Origin of the sequence: Hymenobacter nivis (genome assembly GCF_006439025.1) — a bacterium.
Lineage (GTDB): Bacteria > Bacteroidota > Bacteroidia > Cytophagales > Hymenobacteraceae > Hymenobacter > Hymenobacter nivis_A.
The window spans coordinates 262,082-275,268 of sequence record NZ_RCYZ01000006.1 but is presented as its reverse complement, the minus strand read 5'-3'; the positions used below and the strand labels follow the sequence as shown (position 1 = coordinate 275,268).

Annotated in this window: 9 protein-coding genes and 1 riboswitch; of the genes, 7 read left to right on the top strand and 2 right to left on the bottom strand. The window is 66.2% G+C overall.

Annotated elements, in window-relative coordinates; genetic code table 11:
- The first annotated feature begins 225 nt into the window (after positions 1–225).
- Positions 226–3,195, top strand: coding sequence for a TonB-dependent receptor domain-containing protein (locus EAH73_RS15590; RefSeq protein WP_170214092.1), 2,970 nt, complete (start codon positions 226–228; stop codon positions 3,193–3,195).
- Between the two features lie 138 nt (positions 3,196–3,333).
- A complete protein-coding gene (locus tag EAH73_RS15585) occupies positions 3,334–4,440 on the top strand; it encodes a YbhN family protein (RefSeq protein ID WP_140468155.1) in 1,107 nt (368 codons plus the stop codon).
- Here the strand turns inward: EAH73_RS15585 and EAH73_RS15580 are convergent.
- Both EAH73_RS15580 and EAH73_RS15575 read right to left on the bottom strand, forming a co-directional pair.
- On the bottom strand, positions 4,421–7,042 hold the full coding sequence (locus EAH73_RS15580; RefSeq protein ID WP_140468153.1) for an erythromycin esterase family protein: 2,622 nt from the start codon (positions 7,040–7,042) through the stop codon (positions 4,421–4,423). The two genes, EAH73_RS15585 and EAH73_RS15580, sit on opposite strands and share 20 nt — an antisense overlap.
- A gap of 144 nt (positions 7,043–7,186) precedes the next feature.
- Positions 7,187–7,606: a hypothetical protein gene (locus EAH73_RS15575; protein ID WP_140468152.1), complete on the bottom strand. Its 420-nt coding sequence runs from the start codon at positions 7,604–7,606 to the stop codon at positions 7,187–7,189.
- A gap of 203 nt (positions 7,607–7,809) precedes the next feature.
- On the opposite strand from EAH73_RS15575, the gene EAH73_RS15570 reads away from it, so the two are divergent.
- The 5 genes from EAH73_RS15570 (at position 7,810) to EAH73_RS15550 (ending at position 13,185) form a co-directional block, all read left to right on the top strand.
- On the top strand, positions 7,810–8,076 hold the full coding sequence (locus EAH73_RS15570) for a LysM peptidoglycan-binding domain-containing protein (protein ID WP_140468150.1): 267 nt from the start codon (positions 7,810–7,812) through the stop codon (positions 8,074–8,076).
- 166 nt (positions 8,077–8,242) lie between these two features.
- Positions 8,243–8,358: riboswitch (SAM riboswitch) on the top strand.
- A gap of 350 nt (positions 8,359–8,708) precedes the next feature.
- Positions 8,709–10,091, top strand: a complete 1,383-nt coding sequence (locus EAH73_RS15565; protein ID WP_140468148.1) for an O-acetylhomoserine aminocarboxypropyltransferase/cysteine synthase family protein — start codon at positions 8,709–8,711, stop codon at positions 10,089–10,091.
- A gap of 100 nt (positions 10,092–10,191) precedes the next feature.
- Positions 10,192–11,223: a homoserine O-acetyltransferase family protein gene (gene metX, locus EAH73_RS15560; RefSeq protein WP_140468146.1), complete on the top strand. Its 1,032-nt coding sequence runs from the start codon at positions 10,192–10,194 to the stop codon at positions 11,221–11,223.
- Positions 11,224–11,264: 41 nt separating this feature from the next.
- A complete protein-coding gene (locus tag EAH73_RS15555) occupies positions 11,265–12,299 on the top strand; it encodes an aliphatic sulfonate ABC transporter substrate-binding protein (RefSeq protein WP_140468144.1) in 1,035 nt (344 codons plus the stop codon).
- A 43-nt stretch (positions 12,300–12,342) separates the two neighbouring features.
- Positions 12,343–13,185, top strand: a complete 843-nt coding sequence (locus tag EAH73_RS15550; protein ID WP_140468142.1) for an ABC transporter permease — start codon at positions 12,343–12,345, stop codon at positions 13,183–13,185.
- Positions 13,186–13,187 lie beyond the last annotated feature (2 nt).

The window sequence follows — 13,187 nt, the reverse complement described above, 5'->3', positions numbered from 1 at the left end:
CGGGGTGGGAGGCGGTATGCAACCGCCTGGCCCGCAAAAAGATTGGCCGGCCAGCAGTAAAGGTACGAAGGGGCCGGCGAGGCAGTTGTGGACCTCCGCAACAACTGGCCCAAAAATAAGCTTACGTCGGGACAATGCGGCTCTTGGTCGGGGTTTCGCAAAAAAACCGGTGCGCGGTGCAACCTTTTTCCTCCAAATACGCACTTTGGGGGCTACTCAAAATATATGCAACCGAGAATTCTTCCTTCTACCCTGCTACTAGCCACGGCTTTAGTTGGCACCATTTCTTCTGGCCACGGCCAGCAGGCCCCCGCCCGCCCCGCCCTGCCCGGGGCCCCTACCCGCGTGGCGGGCCGCCTCACGGGCACCGTGACGGACGGCGCCAACGGCAAGCCCGTGTCGTACGCCTCGGTGGCGGTGCTGGACGCGGCCGGCACCCCCGTGAACGGGGGCGTGTGCGGCGACGACGGCAAGTTTGTGCTGCCCGGCATTCCGCCCGGCACCTACACCATCAAGGTGAGCTTCCTCGGCTACCAGGACATTACCCGCCCCGGCGTGGTGGTGCCCGCGGCGGGCGGCGTGGTGGCCCTGGGCACCCTGCCCATGACGGCCGCAGCCCAGAAGCTGGGCGAGGTGGTGGTAGTGGCCCAAAAGCCGCTGATTGAGGAGAAGGTGGACCGCACGGTGTACAACGCCGAAAACGACCAGACCACTCGCGGCGGCGACGCCACCGACGTAATGAAGCGCGTGCCGCTGCTGAGCGTGGACTTGGACGGCAACGTGAGCCTGCGCGGCTCCAGCAATATCCGGGTGCTGATCAACAACAAGCCCAGCACGATTGCCGCCAACAGCATCGCCGACGCGCTGAAGCAGATTCCGGCCGACCAGATCAAGAGCGTGGAGGTGATTACCTCGCCCTCGGCCAAGTACGATGCCGAAGGCTCGGGCGGCATCATCAACATCGTGACCAAGCAGAACAACCTGCGCGGCGGCCAGCTCGGCGTTGACGCCAGCGTGGGCACCCGCTCGGCCAACCTGGGCCTGAACGGCAGCTACCGCACTGGCAAAATGGGCTTCTCGCTCGGGGGCTTCGGGCGCGCCGGCTACAACACGCCCGGCAGCTTCAGCAACGACCAGCTGATTACTAACGTCGACCCCACCAACGGCACGCGCAACCAGACCCGCACCACGCAGGCAGCCGACACGCGCCAGAACCAGCTGTTTGGGCGCTACACCTTTGGGTGGGACTACGACATCGACAAGCACAACTCGCTGGCGGCGTCGGTGAGCTACGGCACGCGCAACGCCACCAACTACCAGGACGCGCTGGCCACCAACACGGCGCTGGTAACTTCATCGGGGGCCCCCACCACATCGACGCGCAACGTGAAAACCACCGACGAGTCGGGCACGGTGGATGCAAGCCTGAACTACACCCACACCTACGAGGTGGAGCAACGCGAGCTGAGCGTACTCACACTCTTCAGCCGCAACAACCGCACCTACAACTTCAACAACGACATCTACGCCGCCAGCGACGCGAGCCGCACGGGCATCTCGGGCAACGACAACCTGAGCTCGAACCAAGAGCTGACGGCTCAAATTGACTACCAGACGCCGACGGTGAAAAACCAGCTGCTGGAGCTGGGCGTGAAGGACATCAAGCGCACCGTCAACAGCGATTACAGCTACTACGGCCAGCTCACGCAGCCCAATAACTCGTTCAACTACAACCAGAACGTGGCCTCGGGCTACGTGGCCTACACGATGAGCCTGCCTAAAGGCTTCACCCTGAAGCCCGGCGTTCGCTACGAGTACACCACCATCTCGGCCGATTTTGGCCAGGGCGCGGTGGGCAATATTCCGAACTACGGCGTGCTGGTGCCCAGCGTGAACCTCTCGCGCAAGCTCGCCAACGGCAACGTGCTGAAGTTGGCTTATAACCGCCGCATCCAGCGCCCGTCGTTGCAGTTCCTGAACCCCAACGTGCAGGCATCGAATCCGTTGATTCAAACCCAGGGCAATCCCGAGCTGAGCCCCGAGTATACCAACAACTACGAGGTAGGCTACAGCACGGCGCTCAAGGGGGCCAACTTGAACTTCTCGGGCTTCGTGCGCAACACCACGGGTTCTATCCAGTCGGTGCGCACGCCCATTACTGATGCACCCACGGTAAACACACCACTGGGCCTCACCTACTTCCCCGGAGCAGTGTACATCACCTACCAAAACATTGGTAATGAAGATGCCTACGGCGGCAGCGTGTTTGTCAGCAAGAACTCGGGCAGCAAATTCAGCGTCAACGGCGGGGTAGACGGCTACTACGCCGTGCTGAACAACGGCATTACCGATGTTGACCGGGCGGCCAAAAACGAAGGTTTCGTGGTGAGCGGCCGCTTGTTTGGCTCCTACGCCCTCACCAAGGTGTGGGGCCTGCAGGCCTTTGCCTTCTACCGCGGGCGCCAGGTGCAGCTCCAGGGCTTTCAAAGCGGTTTCGGCATCTACAGCCTGAGCGTGAAGCGCGACTTCGCCGAGAAGCGCGGCAGCTTCGGCATCGGGGCCGAGAACTTCTTCACGAGCGGCATCAACATCCGCAACGAAATCACGAGCCCCTTGCTCGTGCAGAACAGCACCAACGTGCTGCACAACATGAGCTTTAAGGTGAACATAAGCTACCGCATCGGCAAGCTGACGGTGGACCAGCGCCCCCGCAACCGCAAGGGCGTGAACAACGACGACCTGAAAGAAGGCGGTGACAACGGCGGCGGCGGCCTCGGCGGTGACACTGGCGCCCAAGGCGGCGGCGGTGGCCAAGGCGGCGGCGGTGCCCGCCAGGGCGGCGGCCGGCCCGCTGGGGCCCCCGGGGCCCGTCCGGCCACGGCCGCTCCCCGCGCCGATACGACGCGCACGGCCCCGGCCGTGGTCCCCGCTGGCGGTGCGGTGCAGCCCGACGGCACCGTGGCACCTGCGGCCACGCCAGCCCTGATTCCCGGTGCGGGTACGCCTACCGGCCTGCCGGCGGCCCCTGACCCGGCCAACGCCCCGGTACCCGCTACCACGACCCCGGCCGATAGCTCGAAGACAAAGCCGGCCACCCCGGCCCAAAAGACCACGGTGCCGGTGGGCACGCCCTCGCCGGGCACCACGTCGCCGGGCGGCATCACGCCGGCGGGCAGCCCCGGCGGGCGCCCCTAGCGCCTGGGGCCCCTACCACCGGTTGGCCCAGCCACATTTTGATAACGCCCCGCTGTTCGTCGCAGCGGGGCGTTTTGCGTAGGAGGGGTGTAGCCCCGGCAGATGGCCGCGTACTTTTGCCCGGACACCCCCGCCCCCATGCCCGCTCCCGCCCCCTTGCCGCCCACTGGCCCCGCCGCCGACCAGGACGCCGCCCTGCTACGGCAGCTGCGGCCGTCGCGCATTGTGGTGCCGGCCCTGATTGGGCTGGGCGTGGTGGGCTTTCTGTTCTGGCGCTCCTACAAGCCCGGCGACCTGGCCCCGCTGCTCGACGCCAAGTGGGAGTGGCTGCTCGTGACGTTGCTCGTGCTCTGGGCCCGCGACCTGGGCTACATCTACCGCATCCGCCACATCACGGAGCGGGCCCTGAGCTGGCGGCAGTCGTTCGGGGTGATTGTGGTGTGGGAGTTTGCCTCGTGCGTGCTGCCCTCGGCGGCGGGCGGCACGGCGGCGGCCCCCATCATCCTCACCCGCGAAGGCATCCCGCTGGGCAAGTCACTGGCTTATACGCTCGTTACGGCTCTACTCGATAACTTGTACTACGTACTGATGGTGCCGCTGGTGGTGGCCCTAGCAGGCGCAGGGCTGTACCCGCAGGGCCTGCAATCGGCATTTGTGCAAACGCTGCGGGTGCTGTTTGTGGTGAGCTACGCGGCCGTGTCGGCCTACGCGGGGCTGCTGCTCTACGCGCTGCTCGTGAACCCACGTTCGGTGCGGCGGCTGCTGGTGCGGCTAGCCTCGGTGCGCGGGCTGCGGCGGTTCCGGCGGCTGGCCTACCGCCAGGGCCAGGAAATGGTGAACGCCTCCAACCACCTGCGCGGCGCGGGGGCCCTGTACTGGTGGCGCGCCTGCCTGAGCACGGCCTTCGTGTGGACGGCCCGCTACGCCGTCATCGGCTGCCTCATCGCCGCCTTCGTGCCCATGAGCACGGGCACGTTTCTCTTCATTTTTGCCCGCAACATCACCTACAAAGTGGTGCTGCTGCTGGCCATCACGCCCGGCGGCGCGGGCATCGCCGAGGGCGCGTTTCCCACGTTTTTTGGCCGCTTCATCGGCACGGCGGCCATGACGAGCTTCCTCGTGCTGCTCTACCGCATCGTCACGTACTACTTCTACCTGGCCCTGGGCGTGGCCTACTTGCCGCGCTGGCTGGCGCGGGTGTTCAGCCCGCGCCCGGCTGGGGGCCCTACGGCTGCGGCCGAGTAGCCGGCGCCGCCAGGGCCCCACCGGGCCGCGCGTACGTGTTCCAGAACTCGGGGCGGTACGGCACTTCGGGCACGGGGGTCGCCGGGCCTTTGGCCTTGGCGGTGGGCGCCGGCAGGGGCCCCGCCTCGGGCAGCGGTTTGAAGAACAGTTCGCTCAGGCTTTGGTAATAGAACGGTGCTTTGCCCAGCACGCGGCCCGTGCTTTGGCTTTGGCCCACGCTGCGGCGGGCGTAGTAGCGGCCATTAGGGCCCTTAGCGTAGTCCACCACGTGGGTGGTGCGGTCCGATGTGAATACTTGAGTAAAGACCCGGTCCTTAAGGGTTGCGCGGCCCCGGTTTTTGCGCGCCTCGCCGTTGAAAACCGCCGTATCGACCTGCCACAAGGCCTCGTAGCGCAGCACGGCGTAGTCGCGCTGGCGCACCAGTAGATGGCCTTGGTATACGCCCATCAGGTTGGTGCCGGTGCTGCGGCGGTCGGCCTTCTTGGCGGCGAAGCTCAGCAAGTACACCGCCTCGGGGCCCTCGCCGCGCACGCTGTCGAGCTTGAACACAAAGCGCCGCAGGGACCGGGCCACGAACAGCGGCGACGTGCGCACCGGGTCGGCGGCGCTGGCGTAGTCGCCCTGCACCGCGCTGTAGATGGCCACCGGGTTGATGGGGGCCCCTTGCTGCACCAGTACCCGCCGCTGCTGGATTTCGTAGTTCGTCCGCTCGCCCCCGCCGATCAAACCGCCCACAAAGTGCCGGTAGCCGGCCGGCACGCGCAGCCGGCCCACGGTTTCGGTCTCGTAGCGCAGGGTATCAAAGTTGCTGATGCGGCGGTGCGCGTACACCTCCGTGGCGTAATCTTGCTGCTCGTAGTTGGCCGGGATGTTCTTGATGACGTCCTGCATAATGGCCAGTGGGCTGGGCGGCACCGTGGGCACGCGCACCTCGTCCAGGGCATAGGCCGAGGGCGTGAGCTGTACCGTCAGTTCCTCGTTGCCGCGCGGCGACTGTACCACGGCCGTGGCGTAGCCCAAGCTGCTCACTTGCAGCGGCGTGGGCCCCGGCAGCGATAACGAGAAGCGTCCCTGGCCGTTGGCCGTGGTGCCCTTGCCCTGCCCCGGCACCACCACCGAGGCGTAGGGCACCCCCGCCCGGCTCCGCGCGTCCAGCACCTGCCCGCGCACCGTGCGCACCCCCGACACATCGGGGGCCGCGGCGGCGGCGCGCACCAGGGCCCCGCCCCGGCCGGCGGCGGGGTTGCGCGAGCCGGGCGGCGCGGCACGGGCCGCCACAGCCGCCGCCGTGGTATCGGCCACCGTGGCCGCCGCTAGGGCCCCAGCGGCGCTGTCGGGCAGGGCCAAGTGCGGCGGCTCCACGCTCCGGAAGAACAAAAAGCCGTCCACCACCTCGCTCCAGGGCCCCGCCAGCGGCTGGTAGTCAAAGGCGTAGGTGGTAAGCTGCAAGCCGGGCGCGTCGTGCTTCAGGCTGACGAAGGCCAGGGGCCCGTCCTTTTCCAGTAGCTCGGCCTCCAGGGTGCCGGCGGCGGGCGGGGGCACGGGCGCGCCCTCGGTGCCCACCAGGCCGTGGGTGCCGCCCCCGGCCAGGGTGCCCATTATGTACACCTGGTTGGGCCCCAGGGCCGTTTTTATGGCGCGTCCCATGGGCTGGTAGGCCCGCAGTTCTTCGCTGCCGAGCACCTCCACGTGGTTGGCGAAGTGCGGCAGGGCCCCCCAGCAAATCACTTTTTCGGCCGGGTGCTGGCGCAGGTACCACAGCAGGTTGTCGGCCATCTGGGCGTCGCGCGGGTTGCTGTCGGCAGCCACGAAGGTGTCGGCGGTTTTGGCCCCGGGGTCGTGGGCGGCGTAGTCGCGGGCCAGGGCCCCCAGGCTGCGCAAGCACTGCTGCCAGAAAGCGGCCTCGGTGCGGCGGCCGGCGGCGGGGGCCCCGGCGGCCTTGCGCAGCAGCCGGTCGGCCTGGGCCAGCACGGCCTGGAACTCGGCCGGCTTGGGGGCCGGCGGCACGGCGTAGTGCGCGGCCATGTAGTCCACCACGTCGCCCAGCAGCTCGTAGTCCACGGCGTCGGTGCCCTTTTCGGGCTCCAAGAAATCCTCCAGGTCGTCGGCCAGGTCGTCGCTGTAGTCACCGCTCAGCTGCGGGTCGAAGCCCATCAGGCGCAGGCCATCGGGGCCCAGCAGGGGCCCCACAGCCTGAAACTCCCGGGTGGCCGTCCACACCGGAAACACGCTGCTGGCCAGGTTCTTGGCCACCGACTTACCCGCCGCGATGCTCTGCTGGGCCTTGTGCAGCTCAAAGAAGCCGCTCTCCATTGCCAGTGTGGTGAAGCCCAGGCGCTGCTGCAAAAACGCCGCCAGCCGCGCCTTGGCTGCCAGTACGTTGCCCTCGCCGTGGGTGGGCTCGCCCAGAAATACCACCCGCGCCCCGCCAATCTCCGCCCGCAGAAATTCCAGCTCCGCAAACGACGTATCGGCCGGGCTCAGGCTGCGCAGCGCCCGCGCCGGCACCGGCCGGGGCCCCGGCGCGCCCGGAGTTTGGGCCCGCACCCCGGCGGCCCCCAGGCACGCGCCCCACAGCAGCAACATTCGGAACCACGCCATTCGTCAAGCCAAAAGAAAAGTTTAAACCAAGCAAAATGCCAAACGCAAAGAACCACCTTCTGCGTGTTCGCTGCATTAGCACGCCCACAAAAAAAGCCCCGCGCCAAAATTGGCGCGGGGCTTTTTCAAAGATTTGGGCGGGAATTATTCTTTTTCCAGCATCAGCTTGGCACCGCTCGTGCCCACCAAAGTCAGCTTGTCGTCGGTGAGGGTTTCCACCGTGAACTGGTTGCCGGCGGTGGCGCCCTGGGGCGTCATCGTGATGGTTTTGGCGGCTTGGTCGAAGGTGTACTTACCCGATACCGACTCGGCGGCACTCGTCATGGTGTAGTTGCCGTTGGCAAAAATGCGCAGTTCCTCTTGCTTCTGGGCATCGGTCTGCTTCACTTTGTCGCCAGTGGCGTCGGTTTCTTTGGCGGTCTTCCACACCTTGCTGTCAGTGCCGTACAGCATGTTCACGGCTTCTACTTTGCCTTTATCGTTGCCGCAGGCCACCACAAACAGGGAGAGCAGCAGGGCGAAGCTGGCCAAAAAAGAGCGGGCAACCAGTTGGGAGTTTTTCATGAAAGGGTAGTAGTGGTAATGGGGTAAGGGTGATGCATCGGCCCTTGCCGACGGCCCTGCTTACGGCAAGACAATTAAATAGTTTATTCGACAACTTCTATGCTTGGCCCTGCGTAAAAACCGCCAACTGCCCCGGCACCTCCAGCTTTTGGGGCCCCGGGCCAGATTTTACCCGTTTTCACTTAACCCCCCACCCCCACGCCATGGGCTTGATGGATTTCCTGAACACCGAAGGCGAAAAAAAGCCGGTCGATGCTCCCCAACCCGCTAGCGGCGCCGATGCCCTCTTCGGTAGCAACGACGCAAACACGTACACGGTAGTGAGCGGCGACTCCCTTTCGAAAATTGCCAAAAACCACTACGGCGACGCCGCCAAGTGGCACCAGCTATACGAGGCCAACAAAGACCTCATCGGCAACAACCCCGACCTCATTGAAGTAGGCCAGGTGTTGACCTTACCTAGTATCTAGGTTCTTTTTTGCAGAAAAAAGGCAAGAAAAGCCCGGGCCATTGGTCCGGGCTTTTTTGGGCCCCCGGCAAAAAAAATTGAGCAACCGCTTGCAGAAGCAAAATTTTCGCTTCTATATTTGCCATTACCAACCCGGTACGCTCCCCCTCGCGGCGGTGCAGCGTTTCATCTTATACAGAAGCGGCGAGAGACTAGGCTCTACGACCCGCTGGCAACCTTCGACCGCGCGAAAGGTGCCACATCCTACCCCTCGGCCCCCCGGCCGCTGCGGGAAATATAACCGGAGTGCCATGAACAACCCCCCCGTTTCCCATTCGACCCCCCTTGCCCAGCCGGCCTTGCCGGTGCTGGGCTTTTTGGCGTTGGCCGCGGCCGGCCGAATGCGAATGTGCTGTTGGGGCCCGTGTTGTTGCGGCTAGGTTGATGCTGCGGGCCCTGCCCGCCACCTCCTGCCACTGGTTTTTTGGGTAGCGGCCGGCTGGGCCGCCCCGGGCCGCTGGGCACCCCGCTGGGCCCCCGGCCCACTGCAATCACACGGGCTTTTTTGCTCGCCGGCGCGGCCCAGGGCCCCCGGCTCCAACCAGCTCACCCCTTCTTTTTCAGGATTTTACGGTTTTTCAACCCTCCCTTTTTATGTCCGCTCCCCTGCACTTCGAAACCCTCCAACTCCACGCCGGCCAGGTGCCCGACCCTACGACTGGCTCGCGGGCGGTACCCATTCACCAAACCACCAGCTACGTGTTCAAAAGCGCCGAGCACGGCGCTAACTTATTTGCCCTGAAGGAGTTCGGCAACATCTACACCCGCCTGATGAACCCCACCACCGACGTATTCGAGCAGCGCATTGCGGCCCTCGAAGGCGGCGTGGCGGCCGTGGCCGTGGGCTCGGGCCAGGCGGCCCAGTTCATTGCCCTGAACAACATCCTCAAGCAGGGCGACAACATTGTGGCCAGCTCGTACCTGTACGGCGGCACTTACAACCAGTTCAAGGTGGCGTTCAAGCGCTTGGGCATCGAGGCCCGCTTCGTGGACGGCGACGACGCCGACGGTTTTGAGGCCCTGATCGACGAGAACACCCGGGCCCTGTACGTGGAAACGATTGGCAACCCCAGCTTCAGCGTGCCGGACTTTGAGCGCATTGCGGCCGTGGCCAAAAAGCACGATTTGCCGCTGGTGGTGGACAACACGTTTGGTGCGGGCGGCTACCTGTTCCAGCCCCTCAAGCACGGCGCGAGCATCGTGGTGGAGTCGGCTACGAAGTGGATCGGCGGCCACGGCACCAGCGTGGGCGGCGTGATTGTGGACGGCGGTACCTACGACTTCGGCAATGGCAAGTACCCGCAGTTCACCGAGCCTAGCGAAGGCTACCACGGCCTGATTTTCAACGATGTATTCGGTAAGAACGGGCCATTTGGCAACATCGCCTTCGCCATCCGGGCCCGGGTGGAGGGCCTGCGCGACTTCGGCCCCGCCATCAGCCCCTTCAACTCGTTCCTGCTGCTGCAAGGCCTCGAAACCCTGAGCCTGCGCGTGGAGCGCACCGTGGAAAACGCCCTGAAGGTGGCCCAATGGCTGGAGCAGCAGCCCGGCGTGGCCCAGGTGAATTACCCCGGCCTGGCCAGCAGCCCCCACCACGCCAACGCGGCCAAGTACCTCAAGCGCGGCTTCGGCGGTGTGCTCTCCTTCACGCTGCACGGCACCAAGGAAACGGCCGTGGCCCTAATCGACAACCTTAAGCTCATCAGCCACTTGGCCAACGTGGGCGACGCCAAAACGCTCATCATCCAGCCCTCGGCCACCACCCACCAGCAGCTGAGCGAGCAGGAGCAACTGGTATCGGGCGTGACGCCCACACTGCTGCGCCTCTCGGTGGGCATCGAGCACATCGACGACATCACCGCCGACCTGGCCCAGGCCCTGGCCGCCGCCAGCCAGGCCACGCCCAAGGGCGACGCGCACACCGACGAGTCCATTCCGGAGCCCGCGGCGCAGCACGCGCAGCCGCTGGAGGTGTAGCCCCGCCCCGGCGCATAAAGTACCTGAGGCTCAGGGCCCCGGCAGCCGCCGCCGGGGCCCTGGGTTTTAGCGTTAGACAGGTTTCGACTCCCATATGGCCATGCCCGAACACATTTTTGAATTGCCCGACCCGTTTCCGCTGGAGAGCGGCGCGGAGCTGGCTGGGGCCCACGTGGCGTACCGCACCTGGGGCCAGCTGAATGCGGCCCGCGACAACGCGGTGTGGGTGTGCCACGCCCTGACGGCCAACGCCGACGTGCTGGACTGGTGGCCGGGCTTGTTTGGGCCGGGCTGCTTTTTCGACCCCGCCGATTGGTTCATTGTGTGTGCCAACGTGTTGGGCTCGTGCTACGGCAGCACCAGCCCGCTCAGCTCCGACCCCGCCACGGGCCGGCCGCGCTACCAGGAGTTCCCGCTGCTCACCATCCGCGACCTGGCGGGGGCCCACGAGGCCTTGCGCCAGGAGTTGGGCCTGGACCGCGTCCACACCCTGATTGGCGGCTCGTTGGGCGGCCAGCAGGCCCTGGAGTGGGCCGTGGCGCAGCCCGAAGCGTTTGACCACCTGGTGGTTATTGCTACCAATGCCCGGCATTCGGCCTGGGGCATCGCCTTCAACGAAGCCCAGCGGCTGGCCATCGAAGCCGACCCTTCCTACCACGCCAACGAGCCCGGCGGCGGCGACGAAGGCCTGCGGGCTGCCCGCGCCATTGCCTTGCTCAGCTACCGCGGCTACGACGCTTACGCCGCCACCCAAACCGAGGCCGACGACGACCCGCGCCTGCGCGACTACCGCGCCAGCACCTACCAGCGCTACCAGGGCGACAAGCTCGTGGCGCGATTCGACGCCTACAGCTACGTAGCCTTGGGCCGGGCCATGGACACCCACCACCTGGGCCGCCACCGCGGCGGCGTGTCGGCGGCCCTGGCTACCGTGCAGGCGCGCACGCTGGTGCTGGGAATCACGTCCGACGTGCTATTTCCCGTCAGCGAGCAGCGGGAGTTGGCGCAGGGTATTCCCGGGGCCCTGTACACCGAGCTCGATTCGGGCTTTGGGCACGACGGCTTTTTGCTGGAAACCGTGCAAATCGCGCAGCGGCTGGAACGGTTCTACGCCCCGGCGCTGGCGCAATAGGCCCCGGGGGCCGGGCACATCATTCCCTTATTTTCTTGAACATGACCTTTTCCTTCTCATCGGCCCTGCGCGGGCCGCGGGTCCTTTTGTGCGGTGTGCTGGCTGTGGCTGGGTTGCTAACCGGCTGTGGCAGCGGCAGTAACAGCACTGGCGGCACCGCCGCTGCGCCCGAAACTGTGCGCCTCGACTACGCCTACTACAACCCCCTTAGCCTGGTACTGAAGCAGCAGGGCTGGCTGGAAAAAGACCTCGCCAAGCAGAACATCAAGGTGGAATGGGTGCTGAGCCAGGGCAGCAACAAGGCCCTGGAATTCCTCAACGGCAGCAGCGTCGATTTCGGCTCGACGGCTGGGGCAGCGGCCCTGGTGGCCCGCGCCAACGGCAACCCACTCAAGGCCATCTACATTTACTCGAAGCCCGAGTGGACGGCGCTGTGCGTGGGGCCCAAATCGACCATTGCCACCGTGGCGGGCCTCAAGGGCAAGCGCGTGGCCGCCACCAAAGGCACTGACCCTTACATCTTTCTGCTGCGCGCCCTCGACCAAGCTGGGATGAGCGAGAAGGACATCGAGCTGATTCCGCTGCAACACCCGGATGGCCGCGCCGCCCTCGAAAAAGGCGACGTGGACGCCTGGGCCGGCCTCGACCCGCACATGGCCAAGGCCGAGCTGGAGTCGGGCGCCAAGCTCCTCTACCGCAACCCCGAGTTCAACAGCTACGGCGTGCTGAACGTCCGCGAAGCCTTCGCCAAGGACAACCCGGCCTTGGTGGGCGCCGTGCTGCGCGCCTACGAGCAGGCCCGCGCCTGGGCCCGCCAGCACCCCGCCGAGCTGCAGCAAACCCTGGCCGCCGAGGCCAAGCTAAGCCCGGCTGTGGCCGCCAAGCAATTGGCCCGCACCGACTTCTCCGTCAACAGCTTTGGGGCCCCGCAGTTGGCCACCATCGGGGCGGCCGGCGACGTGCTCAAGAAAACCGGTACCATTGAAGCTAGCGTGGACGTGGCCCAAACCCTGAAGGCGCTGGTCGACCCGCAGTACGTGAACAAGCTACCCGCCGCGCCCGTGGCGGCGCGCTAGGGCCCCGGGGCCCTAGCCAACTGGCTTCAACCTTGATTTTTTTATGTCCAATTCCGCCCTCGTTTTAGCGCCGCCTACCCGCGCTGCGGCCCAGCCGGTGGCCAACCCGCGCGCGCCGCGGCGCTGGCAGTGGCCGCTGGGCGCGGTGTTGCCCCTAGCCCTGCTGGCGCTCTGGGAAATTCTGGCCCGCACCGGGGCCCTGCCGCCCAACCTGCTGCCTGCGCCTTCCAAAGTGTTGGCCACCATTGCTGAGCTGGCCCGCACCGGCGAGCTGTGGCCCCACCTGGGCCTGACGCTGGCGCGGGTGGGCGCGGGCTTCGCGCTGGGCAGCCTGGCGGCCACGGCGCTGGGGGCCCTCACGGGCTACGCGCCGCTGGCCCGCCGCCTACTCGACCCGCTGCTGCAGGGCGTGCGCAACATCCCGTCGCTGGCCTGGGTGCCGCTGTTCATTCTCTGGATGGGCATTTACGAAACCTCGAAAGTGGTGCTCATTGCCGTGGGCGTGTTTTTCCCGGTGTACCTGGGGCTGATGAGCGGCGTGCAGGGCGTGGACCGCAAGCTGGTGGAAGTGGGCCGCATGTACCGGCTGTCGGGGCTGGAGTTGGTGCGGCGCGTGTTTCTGCCCGCCACGCTGCCGGCCTACCTGGTGGGCCTGCGCAACGGCCTGGGCCTGGGTTGGATGTTCGTGGTGGCCGCCGAAATCATGGGGGCCAACAAAGGCCTGGGCTTCTTGCTGGTGGACGGCCAGATGACTGGCCGGCCCCAAACCATCCTGGCCAGCATCCTACTCTTCGCCGTGCTGGGCCGCACCACCGACGCCGGCTTGGCCTGGCTCAGCCGCCGCCTGCTCCGCTGGCAAGACACGCACGGCAGCGGGCCAAGCTGAGG

Bases quoted from the DNA above. Each gene is read 5' to 3' on its own strand.
- EAH73_RS15555 (WP_140468144.1), top strand. From the start codon at position 11,265: ATGACCTTTTCCTTCTCATCGGCCCTGCGCGGGCCGCGGGTCCTTTTG.
- EAH73_RS15550 (WP_140468142.1), top strand. From the start codon at position 12,343: ATGTCCAATTCCGCCCTCGTTTTAGCGCCGCCTACCCGCGCTGCGGCC.
- EAH73_RS15590 (WP_170214092.1), top strand. From the start codon at position 226: ATGCAACCGAGAATTCTTCCTTCTACCCTGCTACTAGCCACGGCTTTA.
- EAH73_RS15585 (WP_140468155.1), top strand. From the start codon at position 3,334: ATGCCCGCTCCCGCCCCCTTGCCGCCCACTGGCCCCGCCGCCGACCAG.
- EAH73_RS15565 (WP_140468148.1), top strand. From the start codon at position 8,709: ATGTCCGCTCCCCTGCACTTCGAAACCCTCCAACTCCACGCCGGCCAG.
- EAH73_RS15570 (WP_140468150.1), top strand. From the start codon at position 7,810: ATGGGCTTGATGGATTTCCTGAACACCGAAGGCGAAAAAAAGCCGGTC.
- metX (WP_140468146.1), top strand. From the start codon at position 10,192: ATGCCCGAACACATTTTTGAATTGCCCGACCCGTTTCCGCTGGAGAGC.
- EAH73_RS15580 (WP_140468153.1), bottom strand. From the start codon at position 7,042: ATGGCGTGGTTCCGAATGTTGCTGCTGTGGGGCGCGTGCCTGGGGGCC.
- EAH73_RS15575 (WP_140468152.1), bottom strand. From the start codon at position 7,606: ATGAAAAACTCCCAACTGGTTGCCCGCTCTTTTTTGGCCAGCTTCGCC.